At 60.7% G+C, this 16,449-nt stretch carries 12 protein-coding genes; 11 read left to right on the plus strand and 1 reads right to left on the minus strand.

Annotation, left to right across the window (positions count from 1 at the left end):
* The first annotated feature begins 28 nt into the window (after window positions 1-28).
* Genes GT019_RS17890 through GT019_RS17900 form a run of 3 tightly spaced genes read left to right on the plus strand, consistent with a single transcriptional unit; the run spans window position 29 to window position 4,617 of the window.
* On the plus strand, window positions 29-2,371 hold the full coding sequence (locus GT019_RS17890) for a histidine kinase (RefSeq protein ID WP_161744556.1): 2,343 nt from the start codon (window positions 29-31) through the stop codon (window positions 2,369-2,371).
* Window positions 2,334-3,908, plus strand: coding sequence for an ATP-binding protein (locus GT019_RS17895; protein WP_161744579.1), 1,575 nt, complete (start codon window positions 2,334-2,336; stop codon window positions 3,906-3,908). Before GT019_RS17890 ends, GT019_RS17895 begins: the two co-directional genes overlap by 38 nt.
* Before the next feature lies 1 nt (window position 3,909).
* The gene (locus GT019_RS17900) at window positions 3,910-4,617 is read left to right on the plus strand and encodes a response regulator (protein ID WP_161744557.1); all 708 of its coding nucleotides are present in this window, start codon (window positions 3,910-3,912) and stop codon (window positions 4,615-4,617) included.
* Between the two features lie 290 nt (window positions 4,618-4,907).
* On the opposite strand, the gene GT019_RS17905 is transcribed toward GT019_RS17900, so the two are convergent.
* A complete protein-coding gene (locus tag GT019_RS17905; RefSeq protein WP_161744558.1) occupies window positions 4,908-5,597 on the minus strand; it encodes a glycosyltransferase family 2 protein in 690 nt (229 codons plus the stop codon).
* A 251-nt stretch (window positions 5,598-5,848) separates the two neighbouring features.
* Here GT019_RS17905 and GT019_RS17910 point away from each other — a divergent pair, with 251 nt between their 5' ends.
* From GT019_RS17910 to GT019_RS17945, 8 genes are all read left to right on the plus strand, one after another.
* Entirely contained in the window at window positions 5,849-7,474 is a 1,626-nt protein-coding gene (locus GT019_RS17910) for a response regulator transcription factor (RefSeq protein ID WP_161744559.1), read from the plus strand.
* A gap of 1 nt (window position 7,475) precedes the next feature.
* Complete coding sequence (locus tag GT019_RS17915; RefSeq protein ID WP_161744560.1) at window positions 7,476-9,254, plus strand: cache domain-containing sensor histidine kinase; 1,779 nt, start codon at window positions 7,476-7,478, stop codon at window positions 9,252-9,254.
* Between the two features lie 18 nt (window positions 9,255-9,272).
* Window positions 9,273-10,259: a substrate-binding domain-containing protein gene (locus GT019_RS17920; RefSeq protein WP_161744561.1), complete on the plus strand. Its 987-nt coding sequence runs from the start codon at window positions 9,273-9,275 to the stop codon at window positions 10,257-10,259.
* A gap of 51 nt (window positions 10,260-10,310) precedes the next feature.
* Complete coding sequence (locus tag GT019_RS17925) at window positions 10,311-11,585, plus strand: extracellular solute-binding protein (RefSeq protein WP_161744562.1); 1,275 nt, start codon at window positions 10,311-10,313, stop codon at window positions 11,583-11,585.
* Between the two features lie 526 nt (window positions 11,586-12,111).
* Complete coding sequence (locus tag GT019_RS17930; protein WP_201755440.1) at window positions 12,112-13,524, plus strand: ABC transporter substrate-binding protein; 1,413 nt, start codon at window positions 12,112-12,114, stop codon at window positions 13,522-13,524.
* Window positions 13,525-13,621: 97 nt separating this feature from the next.
* Complete coding sequence (locus GT019_RS17935; RefSeq protein ID WP_161744563.1) at window positions 13,622-14,524, plus strand: carbohydrate ABC transporter permease; 903 nt, start codon at window positions 13,622-13,624, stop codon at window positions 14,522-14,524.
* Between the two features lie 13 nt (window positions 14,525-14,537).
* Entirely contained in the window at window positions 14,538-15,383 is an 846-nt protein-coding gene (locus GT019_RS17940; protein ID WP_161744564.1) for a carbohydrate ABC transporter permease, read from the plus strand.
* A gap of 375 nt (window positions 15,384-15,758) precedes the next feature.
* Window positions 15,759-16,112, plus strand: coding sequence for a hypothetical protein (locus GT019_RS17945; RefSeq protein ID WP_161744565.1), 354 nt, complete (start codon window positions 15,759-15,761; stop codon window positions 16,110-16,112).
* The last annotated feature ends 337 nt before the right edge of the window (window positions 16,113-16,449 follow it).

A 16,449-nucleotide genomic window follows, 5' to 3' on the forward strand; every position in this document is an offset into this window, starting at 1 on the left:
GACCGGCTATAGAGGGGGAAACATTGTCGTGGAAAGCTTCAAACGCAAGACGCCGGAAGAAATTTTGCAGTCCATCTCCAAGCTGCACCGGGGAACGCTGAAGATCTACATCGGACCCGTCAGCGGATCGGGGAAAACGTACCATATGCTCCGGGAAGGCCAGATGCTCCGGCAGCAGGGCGTCGACGTGGTCATCTGCGCGGTCTCGACGCTGCAGCGGCCGGAGACGGTGGAGCAGATCGGGGACCTTGAGCGGGTGCCGAGCATTCATTGGTACCGGGACGGCGTCGAATGCAAGGACCTGAATCTCGACGCGCTGCTGGCGCGCAACCCGGAGGTCGTGCTGGTGGACGGCCTCGCTCACCGGAACTGCTCCGATTCGCGATTCGCCACGCGGCTCGAGGACATCAAGTTCCTGCTCGGCCACGGCATCAGCGTCATCACGACGGTGAACGTCTACGAGCTGGAAGGCTACACGGAGCTGGCCCAGAAGCTGACGGGCATCGAGGTGAAGCATACGGTGCCGACGGACACGCTGGAGCTGGCGGACGAGGTCAGGCTGATCGACGTGACGCCGGAGACGATCCTGAGCCGGCTGGCGGAGGGCCATCTGAGCGGCAGCCTGGATAAGTCCGTCTTCAAGCGCGGCAATCTCGGCGTGCTGCGCGAGCTCGCGCTGCGGCTCGTCGCCGAGGACGTCGGCGATTCGCTGCGCGAACATCGCGAAGAGCAGGGACTGATCGGTCCGACGGGCACGGGCGAACGGATTCTAGTCTCGGCGCAGTATCATTGGAACGGCTCGATCTACGTCCGCCGCGGCCAGCAGATCGCCAAGCGGCTGAACGGCGAGCTGATGGTCGTGACGTTCCGCGACATGAAGCGCAAGCTATCCAAAGAAGCGGCGACTTTTCGGCGCAATATGATCAAGCTGGTCGAGAAGGTCGGCGGCGAATTCGAGGAGCTAAGCTTCCGCAATCGTCGCGTCCTCCCGAGAACGCTCGTGAATTATGCCGTCGCTCATCAAGTGACCCGCATCGTCATGGGACATACGAAGCGAACCCGTTGGCAGGATTTCTTGTACGGCTCCATCGTCAACCAGTTGTTGAAGCGGGCGCGCAACATCGACGTGTTCCTCATGGCGGACCGGTCGGAACGAGAAGGGGAGCGCGTGATTCCCGCAAATATCGCTTCCGCCGTGCAGCAGCCTTACCGGAGGCTGAGCGAACAGGAAGTGACCGAACGGATCGGGGAAATCAAGCGGGGCACGTTCAAGGTCTACATCGGGGCGGCGCCCGGCGTCGGCAAGACGTATACGATGCTTCGGGAAGGCAATGACTTGCTGCGCAAGGGCATCGACGTGCGGATCGGCTTGTTGGAGACGCATGGCCGCCAGGAGACGGTCGCCCAAATCGGGGGACTGTCGCTGATGCCGAGGGAACGCATCCAATATCAAGGCGTCTCGCTCGAGGAGATGGATACCGACGCGATCATCGCGGCTTGCCCCGAGGTGGTGCTCGTGGACGAACTGGCCCATACGAACGTTCCCGGCAGCCGGAACAAGAAGCGGTACGAGGACGTGCAGGAGATCTTGAATGCCGGCATCTCGGTCATCACGACCGTCAATGTCCAGCATCTGGAAAGCCTGAACGATGCGGTGGAGCAGATCACGGGCATTCGCGTTCGCGAAACGGTGCCGGACAGTATCCTGCAGATGGCGGATGAAGTACAATTGATTGACGTGGCGCCCGAAGCGCTCCAGCACCGGATGCGCGAAGGGAAGATCTATGCGGCGGCAAAGATCGATCAAGCGCTCTCGAATTTTTTCAAGACGGGCAACCTCATCGCGCTGCGCGAGCTGGCGCTGCGGGAAATCGCCGACGACGTGGACGAACGGCTGGAGTCGCTTGAACGAAAGAATTCGCTTCGCGGGCCGTGGCGAAGACGGGAAAGCATTTTCGTTTGCGTCAACGATACGCCTTACGCGCAGCGTCTCGTGAGGCGCGGCTTCCGGACCGCGTACCGGCTAAAGGCGCCCTGGTGCGTAAATTACGTGCTTGTCGGGGATAAGGGCGGCGGCGAAGGCTTGCATGGCGAGTTGGCGGCCTTGGAACGGCTGACGGTCAGGCTGGGCGGCAAATTCTGCGTGCACCGAGCCGAATCGCGAAAAGAAATCGCGGCCACGTTGGCGGCCCAAGCCAATAAAACGGAAGCCACGCAGCTCATTATCGGGCAATCCCGGATTTCATGGTGGGATGCGTTTCTGCACGGCTCGGTCGTGAAGAATCTGATCGCGTCGTCCAGGGATCGGGATATCTTGATCGTCGCGGATCATGATGCGAAAGAAGGGGAAGACAGTCGCGGCAACCGCTGAGAGCAAACGAATCACATTCAAGCCTTATGTATGGATAACGATCGGAATCGCAGGTTTGACATCCCTTTTTCATGTGTTGGGCTTTATCTTCGATGACGTCAACATCGCGCTTATTTATTTGTTTCCGATCCTGTTCAGCGCCGTGTATTGGGGCATCGCGCCTTCGTTCTACGCGGCGTCCGCGGGCGTCCTGGCATTCGATTATTTCTTCGTTCCGCCCTTTCTGAGCTTTACCGTCCAGGACCTCAGGTACGTGCTTTCGTTCGCCGTGTATTTGGCGGTGGCGGCGCTCACCGCTACGCTCGCCGCCCGGTTGAGGCAGCAGGTAAAGCTGTCCAAGCAGCGGGAAGCCAACACGGCGGCCCTTTATTCGTTAAGCCGGCAAATCACCGCCATAGGCGATATCCAAGTGCTGCTGGACAATATCATCTCGCGCGTATACGAGACCGTCCAGACGTACGTGGCCATTTACTTGCCCGACGACAAGACGGAGCTGCGGCGGGCGGCTTGGGCGCCCGCGGAGCTTGGCATCGACGAAAGCGAATCCGCGATGGCGATCGCCATGCTGTCGTTCCGGCACGGGGAGATGGCAGGCAAGGGCACGCGCACGCTGAAAGACTTCTCGGGGTTGTTCGTGCCTCTGCGAACCGAAGAGCGGACCTTCGGCGTGATGGTCATCCGTACGGGGAACGAGGACGAGGCGCTGTCGGCGGAGGAGCTTAACCTGCTGGAGGCGTTCGGCGGGTTGGCCGCCAGCGCGATCGCCCGCATCAAGCTGAGCGAGGAAGCGAAGCTGGCGCATCTGACGGCGGAATCCGAGCGGATCCGGACGGCGCTGCTCGACTCGGTATCCCACGAGCTGCGCACCCCGCTCGCCACCATCATCGGCTCGGCGTCTGCGCTCATGGAGGGCGACGAGGTGTTTTCTTCCGCCGACCGGGTGGAGCTGCTCGGCACGGTGCGCGACGGCGCGCTGCGGATGAACCGGCTGGTCACCAACCTGCTCGGCATGGTGAGGCTCGAGAGCGGCATGCTGGCGCTGCGCCGGGATTGGTGCGACGCCGAGGATATTCTCGGCGTCGTGCTGTCGCAGGTGAAGGGCTTCCAGCAGGACCGGCGCATCGTCGTGAAGCTGCCGGATCCGGCGCCGTATTTTCCGGGCGACGAGGTGCTGCTGGAGCAGGTGCTGGTCAACGTCGTCAGCAATGCGATCAAGTATTCGCCGGACGGCAGCGAGATCGTCATCGCGGTCCGGCAGACGGGGCCGTGGGTGCGGATCTCGGTGGCGGACGAAGGCATCGGCATCGCGGAAGACGACCGCGATCGGGTGTTCGATAAATTTTACCGGGGCGCCGACGTGAACGGCACGACCGGCACGGGACTCGGGCTCGCCATCTGCAAAGGCATCGTGGAAGCCCACGGCGGGACCATCGCCGCGGGGCCGCGCGCGGGGAAGGGCACGGTCGTGACGATCGCGCTGCCGGCCGGAGACCCCGGGCTGCCGGAGGATTGGGAGCGCAAGGAGGAGGAAGCATAACATGACGACAACCAGCGGCGCGCGGATTCTCGTCGTGGACGACGAGCCGCAGATCATCAAGCTCTTGAAGGTCACGCTGAAGGCGCATCAATTCGAGGTGCTGGAGGCCGCGACCGGGGAGGCGGGCATCTACCAGGCGAGCATGAATCATCCCGATTTGATCGTGCTCGATCTGGGGCTGCCGGACATTCCGGGCATCGAAGTGCTGCGGCGCATTCGGGATTGGTCCCGGATCCCGATCATCGTGCTGACGGCGAAGGACCGGGAAGCGGACAAGATCGAAGCCCTCGACGGCGGCGCGGACGATTACGTGACCAAGCCGTTCGGGATGGGCGAGCTGGTCGCCCGCATTCGCGTCGCGCTGCGCCATTCGGGCAACGCCCAGCAGGAGCCGGTGCTGCGCTTCGGGCGGCTCGTCGTCGATCTCGCGCAGCGGCTCGTGGAGCTGGACGGCAGCCGCGTGAAGCTTACGCCGACGGAGTACGAGCTGCTCAAGATACTGGCCTCCAACGCGGGCAAGGTGATCACCCAGCGGCACCTGCTGCAGCAGGTGTGGGGCGGCCATCATCACGAGTCGGACAGCCATTATCTGCGCATCTACATCGGTCATCTGCGCAAGAAGCTCGAGGAAGACCCGACGCGTCCGAAATTCATCGAGACGGAGCCGGGCATCGGCTACCGCTTCCTGCTGCAGGATCAGGGGGAGTAGCGATTCCGCGAACGATTCCGGGCACGTCGCGGAGAACGGCGAGGCGCGATTGCAGCAACAATCGCGGGTATATCGGAGAACGTTCATGCGCGGTCGCGGGAACGGGCCGTGCCCGATTCAAGAAACGGCCGCGCGCTCTGATGAACGCCTGCGCCCGTTTCCGGCCGAGGCCGAGTCTCGTTCCGCCTCGGCCTGATTACACGGCAAAAAGGCAGCCTGCTCAGGCTGCCTTTTGCCGTTCGCGGCTGCCGTCATGGCCGGCCGCCGCTTCTGTTTCCTCCCCATCCCCGTCAATTCACGTAACGGCGATAACGCTTCGTCTTGCGCACCATCCTGCACTGCGACATGTAGCGCCGCATGCTTTTTTTCTGCGTGTGGCTGCCGGAATTTTTGCGGCGGATGCAGACGTAATGCTTCCTGGACAAGGAATACAGCCGTATGCCCCTGCGGTGGCAGCGTCCGAGCCAGCCGGCGTCGGTGCCGACCTTTTTGAATTCGGGAAAGGGGACCCGTTTCCAAACCGATCTCCGGAAGACCAGCGTGCCGCCTTTGAGGCTGCGCGTATAGGTGCGTTCGCCGCCGGGGCGATACAGCATCAGCGCCCGCTTCGATTTAAAGTAGACATAAGCCGTGCGCTTGCCGACGACGCCCGCTTTGCCCCCTTTGATGGCGCGGGCGGCTTCCCGCAGGAATTTGGGGCCGTAGTAATCGTCGTCGTCGAACTTGGCGACGAGGCCTTTGCTGGCCCTTTTAATGGCGTAGTTCAGGCATTTGCCGAGCTTGTATTTTTGCTTGACCCTGAATACGCGGACTTTGTTCCTCGGATAGCGCTTCGCTCGTTTCCGGTAGCGTTTGAGCTTCAGTTTGTCGTTGTTCAGGACGATGATCATTTTCTTGTCCTTCCATTTCTGCCGGTCGAAATTATCGAACACGTTGTCGATGCACGAGGATCTGATCGTGCACGTGATCACGGTAATCATGGATTATCATCTCCGTTTGGCGTAAGTGCAAGCTCTGCTTTCATAGGCATTCTTTGTAGGATATGAGCGGACGACCGGGCGAGGCACGGCGTATTCACCCATTTCTCGCCGCGTCGGACGTTGCCGGGGCTGCCCCTCATTCGTTCGGGGAACGATCCATTCGCCGATTCGTCACCGCTGGAAGAAGAAAAGGCATGGACGATTGCCGTCCCGATCGGCTACTCTTAGGGGAGCGGGAGGGGGATGAACGGATGTACAAAGCCATTATCGTGGATGACGAAGCCGTCGTCCGCGTCGGACTGAAGAATACGATCCAGTGGCGGGAGCACGGCTTCGAGCTTGCCGGCGATTACGCCAACGGGCGCGACGCTTGGGAGGCGATCGAGCAGGACAAGCCGGATCTCGTCATTTCCGATATCAGCATGCCCTTCATGGACGGCCTGGAGCTTGCCGGCCTGATTGCCGCCAGCTATCCTTATATCAAGGTGATCATCCTGACCGGTTTCGACGAATTCGAATACGCCCAGCAGGCGCTGCGCCTGAAGGTATCGGATTTCGTCCTGAAGCCGATCACCGCGCGCGAGATCCGGGGGCTGCTCGACAAGGCCCGGAGCGAGATGGACGAGGAGCGGCAGCGCCGCGAAGACCTCAGCCGACTGCAAAGCCAGCTGAAGCAGAGCGTGCCGCTGCTTCGGGAGCGGTTCCTGGAACGGCTCGTCGCCGTCGGCCTCGGCAAGGCGGAGATCGAGGACCGCTTCGCGTATTTCGGCCTGCCGCCGCTCGGCGCGGGCTCCGTCGCCGTCGTGGCCGACATCGACGACTTCGGCGACCGCGAGCTGCTCTCGTACGCGCATGACGTTGAATTTTTGCGGTTCGCCGCTTTCGATATCTTCGAGGAAATCGCCGGGCGCGAGAACGCGATCGTCTTCCGCACCCGCGAGGAACGGATGGTCGTGATCCTGACCGGCGAGGGAGACGGCAACGAGCTTTACGAAACCGCTTTCCGTTACGCGGAGGAAGCGCGCCATCACATCGAGAAATTCCTCAGCTTCACGGTGACGGCCGGCATCGGGCGCATCGTCCCGTCCGCCGAGCTGCTGCCTGACTCGTACAAGGGCGCCCTGTCGGCGCTCGATTACCGGTTTCTCCACGGCAAGAACCGCGTGCTCAGCATCCTCGACCTGGAGGGGCGGCCGGAAGCCGCGCCGCCCGCGGCCATGGCCTGGGACCGCAAGCTCGTGTCCGCCGTCAAGACCGGCTCCATCCGCGAGGCGCAGGAGCTGATCGAACGCGGCATCGCGGAGCTCAAGCAGTCGCGCGTGCCGATCGAGACCTGCTTCCTGCAGATGCAGAAGGTCGTCCTCTCGCTCATGAACGCGATCCAGGAGGTCGTGCCGCATGACCGCGAGGCGTCGATCGACAGCCAGATGATGCTCATGGAAGTGTACCGGTTCAAGACGCTCGACGAGATCGAGGCGTGGCTGAAGCAGGTCGTAAGCGCCGTCATGACGGAAATCGCCGAGAACCGGAACCATTTTACGAATGCGCAGATTCACAAGGCGGTCGAGTACATCGAGACGAACTACGCCAACGACAAAATGTCGCTGCAGGACCTGTGCCGCCACGTGCTCATGAGCACCAGCTATTTCAGCCTCGTGTTCAAGCAGCACACGGGCGAGACGTTCGTCGAATATTTGACGGGCGTCCGGATCGCCAAGGCGAAGGAGCTGCTCCGGTCCACGAGCCTGAAATTCTACGAGATCGCCGCGGAGGTCGGGTACGGCGACCCGAATTATTTCAGCATCCTGTTCAAAAAACGGGCCGGCATGACCCCGAAGGACTACCGAGACGGGCCGGCAAAGGAGAGCGGAACCTGACATGCCGAGAGAACGCCCGCTTCGCCTGCCGATCTTTCCGCTCAAGAGCATCCAGTCCAGCATTTCGTTCGCGTTCTCGTGCGTCATCCTGGCCGCGATCCTCTCGATCAGCCTCATCAGCTACCAGCTGTCCGTCGGCGCGGTCGAGAAAAATTCGCAGGGCTACATCGAGGAAATCATCAAACAGGTCAACACGAACATCCAGTCCTACGTCGACAACATGGAGAACATCTCCCTGCTCGCGATGACGAGCAAGGACGTGAAATATTACATCTCGGACAACAGCTTCATCAGCCCCGAGGAGCGCCGGCCGTACGAGAAGCGCATCTCGGATCTGTTCCAAGCCATTCTCTACACCCGGCAGGACATCGCGAACCTGATGGTGTTCGGCTACAACGGCCGGTTCGTCTCCGACCGCCGGATCACGGATCTCAACCCGAACGCCGACATCGCGCAGCAGGCCTGGTACAAGGACGCGAAGGCGGCCGGCGGGAGATCCGTCATCTCCGCGCCGCATATCCAGAACATCATCCAGAACGAATACCGCTGGGTCGTCTCGCTCAGCCGCGAGCTGAAGAGCACCGACGGCATCACGGCGGAGGGCGTGTTTCTGGTCGACCTGAACCTGAGCGTCATCAACGACCTCGCGAGCAACATCAACCTCGGCAAGCGCGGCTACGTGTTCATCGTCGACCGGAAGGGCAACATCGTCTATCATCCGCAGCAGCAGCTCATCAACAGCAACCTGACCGCGGAGCTCATCCCCGAGGTGACCGCGGCGAAGAGCGGCAGCTCGTTCATCGCCGACGACGACAAGGGCAAGCGCATCTACTCCATTCAGGATACGAGCTTCGGCTGGAAGATCGTCGGCGTCGCGTATACGGACGACCTGATCGCAAGCAAGGGCACGATCCGGAATTCCATCCTGCTGTACGCGCTGTGCGGACTCGGCATCTCGCTCTTGATCTCGTTCTGGCTGTCCTACCGTCTGTCCCGGCCGATCCGGAATTTGCAGGCGGACATGAAGCTCGTGGAACGGGGGAACTTCGGCATTCAAACCGAGATCGGCCAGATGAACGAGATCGGGCAGCTCGGACGGACGTTCAACATGATGGTCGGCCGCATCAAGACGCTCATGGACGAGATCATCCAGAACCAGGAGAGCAAGCGCAAGAGCGAGCTGCAGCTGCTGCAGGCGCAGATCAATCCGCATTTTTTGTACAACACGCTCGATTCCATCGTCTGGATGGCGGAGCAGAAGCAGCACGAGGAGGTCGTCCTCATGACGTCGGCGCTCGCGAAGCTGTTCCGGGCGAGCATCACGAAGGATCAGGAGATCGTCCCGATCCGCGTGGAAGCCGAGCATATCGCGAATTATTTGCTCATCCAGAAGATGCGCTACGAGAGCCAGCTGGATTACGAGATCGACATCGCGGACGACATCATGCGGAACAAGACGCTGAAGATCCTGCTCCAGCCTTTCGTCGAGAACGCCATCTACCACGGCATCCGGGGCAGCGCCGACAAAGGGCTGATCGCGATCCGCGGCATGCGGGTCGGCGACAACGTCGTGTTCGAGGTCGAGGACAACGGACAAGGCATGACGCCGGAGCAGCTGCAGCGTCTGCTGCTTCCCGAAGACGGGGAAGACCGCAAAGGCATCGGCATCCGCAACGTCGACGAACGGATCAAGCTCTATTTCGGCCGCGAATACGGCGTTCACATTCGCAGCGAGCGCGAAGTCGGCACCTGCGTGACGATCACGATCCCCATACTCTAACCGAAGGAAGAACGCCTCATGCGCAAGCAACGCCTCACGATTCTGCTCGTTCTCGTGCTCGCGACGGCCGCCGTCTACGCCGTTTTTTTCTCCAAGCTGATTCCGGGGCCGGACCGGGGCGGCAAGACGATCACCGTCGTCCTCAAATCGCTGAACGTCCGTTCCGATTACTGGCAGGCGGTCATCTCCGGCGCCCAGACGGCGGCCAAAGAGCTTGGCGTCCGCCTCGACCTGCAGGGTCCCCTGCAGGAATCGGACGTCGAGGGGCAGATCGCGGCCCTGCGGGACGCGATCGCGCGCAAGCCGGCCGCGATCGCGGTGGCGCCGATGGACGATCCGCGCATCCCGGAGCTGCTGGGCGACGTTCGCGCGGCCGGGATCAAGCTCGTCGTCATGGATACGCCGCTCGCGCTGAAGAACCCGCCCGCGTTCGTCGCGAACGATCATTTGCAAGCGGGCCGGCTTGCCGGCGATGCGGCCGCGCGCGCCGCAGGCGAGGCTCCGGCCGTCGCGGTGTTCAGCGATTCGCAGAAAGCGCCGATCTCGAACCAGCGGTACGCGGGTATCGAGCAGGCGATGAAGGCTCATGGGGGCCGCATCTCCGGCATCTATTACAGCGGCGATTCCGAGCAGCTGGCGTACGAATTCACCGTGGCGCTGCTGCGGACGAATCCGAAGGTCAACGCGTTCATCGCGCTGAACGAGAACGCGACGCTCGGCGTCGCCAAGGCGATCAAGGAAGCGAAGAAGACGAACGCCTACAAGCTGATCGGCTTCGAAAGCTCGATCTACGAGATTCAGCTGCTCGAAGAAGGCACCGTGGACGCCCTCGTCGTCCAGAAGCCGTTCAACGTCGGCTACCTGGGCGTCAAGACCGCCGTGAAGGCGGCGGGCGGCCGCAAGACGGACCGGACGACGCTGATCGGATCTACCGTCGTGACCCGGGCGAACATGAACGACCCGGAAATCCAGCGGCTGATGTTTCCGTTTCCCGTCATCCAGTGACGAAGTAGGTCCTCGCGAGCAAGAGATTCGTTCGAAAGGAGTGTCCATGCCATGACCGCTGCGTCGCGTTACCCGAAACGAGCCGCCGCCGCGCTGCTGCTCGCGTTTCCCTTGCTGCTCTCGGCCTGCGGCGGCGACGAAGGCGGACAAGCGGCTCCTCCCCCGGAGAAGAGCTCGCTCATCCGTTTCGTGGCCTCCGAATACAGCACGGAGACGAAGCCGATCCTGGAGAAGCTGGTCAAGGAGTTCGAGCTCAAGAATCCTCTCATCGACATCGAGCTCCAGGTTGCGAACTGGGATATCCTGGACGGCATCTACACGACGATGATCAGCCAGAACCAGCCGCCGGACCTGCTGAACACGAACGTTTACGCGCATTTCGCGAAGGACGGCCTGCTGAACGATTTTAACGACATCCTGTCGCCGGAGCTTCGGAACAAGCTGTATCCGAACTTGATGAGCATGGACCAGATCGAGGGACATCAATACGCGATTCCGTACGTCGCCACGATCCGGAGCTTGTATTACAACCAGGATATCTTCGATAAGGCCGGCATTCGGCAGCCTCCGCTTACGTGGTCGGAGCTGAAGGCCGACGCGTCGAAGATCAAGCAAGCCGGCGCCGGCTACGGCTTCGGCGTCGACCTGACCGACAACGAGACGCAGGCGTACCTGTCGTACTTCTTCTTCGGCGCGGGCGGCGGCTGGATCCGGAACGGCCGATGGACGATCAATTCGCCCGAGAACGTGGAAGGGCTGACGTATCTGAAGGCGCTGTTCGACGCCGGGCTTACCGACCCGGAGCCGACGGTGACGACGCGCGACGAGAAGCAGCGGATACTCGGCGACGGCAAGCTCGGCATGATGATCTCCGGCAACTATTTCTCCTCCGTCGTGCCGAAGGAGTTTCCGAATCTGCGATGGGGCCAGGGGCCGATACCGGTCAAGGACGGCAGCGCGCCGATCTCGTTCGGCGTGCACGACGTGCTCGTCTCCTTCAAGACGGACCATACCGACAAAGAGGCATTGTCCAAATTTCTGGACTTTCTGTACGACGACCCCTCCTATCTCGAGATGATCCGGCGCGAAGGGTTTCTGCCGGCCAACTCTCAGGTGGGCGACGAGTTGGCCGCCGAGGACGACGACATGAAGGCCAATCTGCTCGCCCTCACCCGGGCGAAGTTTTACCCGGTGCAGGAGCCGGCTTGGCAGGCCGTCATGGACTATGCGCGCAAGCTGGGCGACGCCGTGCTGTACGACGGCCTTGCGCCGAAGGCGGCGCTCGACGAGCTGCAGCATTTCGCCGAGACGCGCAGCAAGCGATAACCGGCGGCGCGAGGTAAGCAGCAGGCATTCATACGACCGGTCCGCGATATCGCGGATCGGTTTTTTTTGTGCTGGCACAAGAACGGCACGAGGTGCCGTACATCTATTCTAAATAACGGTTTTACGCAAAAGAACGGCACCAGGCGCCGTACATCTCCAGGTAACCGCGGTTTTACGCAAAAGAACGGCACGAGTTACCGTACTTCTACCGGAAACGGCGGTTTGGGAGAAAGTACGGCATTAGCTGCCGTATAGTGAGCGGTCGTTATGCACGTTGACCTTAGCTTGGCCAGCCAGCTGCCGCCAGCTGCAGGCATGCCGATGCTGGCAAGCTGCAATGCCAAGCGAACTCCCCGATTTTTTTACAAGAAGAAAATACTAAAGAATTCGTGGAAGATATTCGATTCAGCGAAACCGCCCCGCCCACTATGATGAATACAAGCGCTGCGGCAGTCTTGCACAAGGCAATCGCAATCGCGAGATTCGATGCCGGCGCCGACACACACATACTAGGAGGGTACGCTTAATGATGAACAAGAAAAAGTACGCCGCGATGGGCGCGGCGGTATTGCTTGCTTCGATGTCGCTCGCCGGTTGCGGGTCCAACGGCAACAACGCCCCGAACGACACGGCCTCCACGAACAACGCGACCAACAACGCGGGGAACAATGCCGCCACGACGAACGATTCCACGAATGCGAACGCCGGAAGCACGAACGCCGGCGCAACGACCGACACGCCCAAGCTCACCGGCGATTTCGAAGTGCAATACTTCGTCGGCGGCTACGGGGACAAATGGTGGACGAAGGTCATCGCGGATTTCCAAGCGGCTAACCCTGACCTGCATGTGAAGGCGCTCGGCGGACCGAAAATCAACGAACAGAACAAACCGCGCTGGATCGGCGGCAACCCGCCCGATTTCGTCTACATCGACGGACCGGAGCTGAACGATCGCCAGATGGTCGAAGACGGCCAGCTCGAAGACCTGACCGACTGGATCAAGGACGCGAAGAACGTGGACGGCGACAAGATCCTGGACATGCTGGCGCAGCAGCCGCAGCAGTTCGACGGCAAGATCTATAACATCCCGCTCGTGCTGAACTCGTGGGGAATTTTTTGGAACAAGGCGCTCTTCAAGGAAAAAGGCTGGCAAGAGCCGCAGGACTTCCAACAATTCCTCGACGTCAGCGACAAGATCAAAGCAGCCGGCACGACGCCATTCATTCATACCGGCAAATACCCGTACTACATCAACGGCGCGTTCCTGTACCCGGCCATCGTCTCCGCGAACAACGGCGATTACAAGGTCCTGCAGGACATGGCGGCCAACAAGGTCGAAGCGTTCGAGAGCGAAGCCGTCAAGACGGCGCTGGGCAAAATCGTGACGCTGCGCGACAAAGGCTTCATCGATAAAGCATCCATCCAAATCAACCATACCGACTCGCAAATGCTGTTCCTGCAAAACAAGGACGCGTTCATTCCGAACGGCCTGTGGCTCCCGAACGAGATGTCCAAGGATATCCCGCAGGGCTTCGACTTCGGCTTCATCCCTTCGATTACGCAGGACGCGGGCCAAAAGATCGTCGCGAACACGTCGACGGCAACCGTCGCGATCGCGAAGAACGCGAAGAACAAGGACGCCGCCCACGCATTCCTGCAGTTTGTCTTCTCCAAAGCGCAAGCGTCCCAATGGGCGGAGCTGAGCGGCGCGCCGTCCAACATCAAAGGCGACATCAGCGCTTCCAACGCGCCAAGCTTCGTGAAGGACGCGGCGAAGTACCTGACGGATCCGAACACGATCGTCATTCCGACGATCACGTTCAACGCGGATGTCGACAAGGCAATGCAGGACGCGACCGACGCGCTCACGATCGGCAAGATCGATCCGGCCGGCTGGGTCAAACGCGTAACCGACGTCGTCAAGAAAGTCGCTAAGTAAGCAAGCTTCGTTTGCACGCTTAAGACACAGAAGCGCGATGGATGGCCGGGTCCGCCCGGTCGTCCTTCGCGAATTTTACCGGAAGGGCGGTCGCGTCATGGAAGCAGGCAGCGCCAAGTGGCAGAGAAATCTTTTCATCGCTTCGTTCATCATCCCGACGTTCGTGTTCTTCTGCGTCTTCACCATTTATCCCGTTGCCAAAGGCCTCTACTATTCCATGTTCGATTGGTCCGGCATGTCGCAAACGAAAGACTTCATCGGCTTCGGCAACTTCAAGGAAATGTTCCGGGATCCCATCGTCTGGCGGGCGATCGGCAACGATTACTTCCTCGTCGTCGGCAAAATCGTCGGCATCATGGTGCTCGCGACCTTCTTCGCGGTAGCCCTGACCCGGTTCAACTTCAAGATGGCCGGCTTCTTCCGGTCGATCTTCTTCATTCCGAACGTCATTTCCGTCGTCGTCATCGGCGTCTTGTGGAACTTCATATACAATCCGCAAATCGGCTTCCTGAACGCGTTTCTGTCCCTGTTCACCGACGAGAAGGTCAGCATCACCTGGCTCGGCTTCACGAATCATACGATCTGGATGCTGCTGCCGCCGGCCATCTGGGCGGGCATCGGCTTCTACATGATCCTGCTGATCGCCGCGATCCAGAACATTCCGGCGTCCTACTACGAGGCGGCCGACCTGGAAGGCGCGGGCCAGTGGACGCAGTTCAGGCGCATCACCGTTCCGCTCATCTGGGAGCAGATGAAGGTATCGATCCTCAACATCATGATGACGACGCTGAACGGCTCGTTCGTCATCGTTTGGATCATGACCGAAGGCGGGCCGGACAACAGCACGCAGGTCATGGGCTCGTATTTGTACCAAATGGCGTTCCGGCAGTACCATTTCGGCTTCGGGGCCGCGATCGGCGTATTGATTCTGGTGCTCTCGCTTATTACGACAGTGGTGCTGCAGCGGCTGCTTCGTCATGAGACCGTCGAGCTGAGCTAAGGGGGACATCATCATGAACAACGGCATCCGCAACCCGATCGTCAAATTCGCGTTCTACGCCATCCTGATCCTCTGGGGCTTGTCCGTGCTGTATCCGCTGCTGTGGACGCTGCTCGATGCGCTCAAGAACAACGACCAGTTTTTCCGCCACCTGCCGTGGGCATTGCCCGAAGCGCCGCTCTTATGGTCCAACTTCTCGTACGTCTGGAACAAATACAATTTCGATTCGTACTTCCTGAACTCGATCATCATCACGGTCGGCTCGACCTTGCTCGGCCTGCTGCTCGCGGCCACGACGGCGTACGTGCTGGCGCGCTACAAATTCCGCGGCAGCGGCGCGCTTTATCTGCTCTACATCGCGTCGATGATGGTGCCGTTCATCCTGGCGCTCATCCCGCTGTTCTTCCTGATGAACTCGTTCCACCTGATCAATACCAAAATCGGCCTCATCCTCGTGTACACGTCCAGCGTGCTGGCCTTCGGCATCTTCGTGCTCGTCGGCTTTTTCAAATCGCTGCCGAAAGAACTGGAGGAAGCGTCGATCATGGACGGCGCGTCGTATTTCGGCACGTTCTTCCGGGTCATGCTGCCCTTGTCGCAGCCGGGCCTCATCACGGTCGCCATCGTCAACGTCCTGAACATCTGGAACGAATACATCGTCGGCACGATTCTCGTCAACGATCCGACCCAGTACACGCTCCCGGTCGAGATCGGCGTCATGCAGGCGGAGATGCAGTACCGCACGGAATGGGGACCGCTGTTCGCCGCGCTGTTCTTCACGATCGTGCCCGTGCTGCTCGTCTATATCGTCTTTCAACGCAAGATCGCCAGCGGCATCACGGCGGGCGCGGTCAAGTAACGGCGGCTTCCGGCCGTTTAGGCGGAAGCCGGGCGGTGCTTCGCGCATCGCGATCCATCGCCCGGTCGGCCAGGGAACAAATCGCGCAGCGCTATCCGCGAACATGTCGTGAGGCGCTGGCGAACAAATCGCGTCGCGCTATCCGCAAATATGCCGCGAGGCGCCGAATAAATCGCGCCGCGCTGTCCGCGAACAGCCGCGAGGCTCGCAAACCAGACGCAAGATGACCAAGCTCCCGCGCGTTTCGACTATCGAAACGCACGGGAGCTTTTGCGTTGCCGTGTTCGAGGCCGAAGGTCCGGCCGGCACTTGCGATGATCGCCGCTTCCCCCTACAATGGACGGTAACGAGAACATGAAGGAGTTTATACCGCTTATGAACCATGAAATCACGGTGAATCTCTACGGGGATTGGCTGGAAACGGTGAAGCAGGTGTTCCGCGGCTCCGGCCAACCGCTGCCGGACGATCTGACGCCGGATCAAGTCGCGCTAGCGTATTTCCTGCAGACGGCACCTTCCAAGGAAGAGGCGCTGCGGCAGCGCGACACGAACGAAGCGCGCCTGACCGACATGCAGCAGAAGCTGCTGGACAACTTCGAAGCCATTGTCCTGCCCGATCTTCGCAGCCGGACGGGCTACGAGGGCAACGCCTTCGTTTTCAGATGGATTTACGGGCAGGGCGGCGAGCACATCGTCGAAGAACGGTCCTCGTACCGGATTCCGCTGTAGGCGGCAGGTCGGCGCGCACATCGTCGAAGAACGTTCCGCGTACCGGATTCCGTTTAGGCGGCGAGGCTTCGAGCACATCGTCGAAGAATGGTCCGCGTACCGGATTCCGCTGTAGGCGGCAGAACGGCGAGCACATCGTCGAAGAACGTTCCGCGTGCCGGATTCCGCAGTAGGCGGCAGGGCGGCGAGCACATCGTCGAAGAACGTTCCGCGTGCCGAATTCCGCTGTAGGCGGGCGGGTCGGCGTAAGCAAGCGCTCATTGTCGGGGGTGGCAGGCTAGGTCACGATGTTGGCTGGGGAGAGTCGCTAGAAGGTAGGCTTGGTTCCCAAGAGCGC

Source organism: Paenibacillus glycinis, assembly GCF_009909185.1.
GTDB classification, from domain to species: Bacteria; Bacillota; Bacilli; order Paenibacillales; family Paenibacillaceae; genus Paenibacillus_Z; species Paenibacillus_Z glycinis.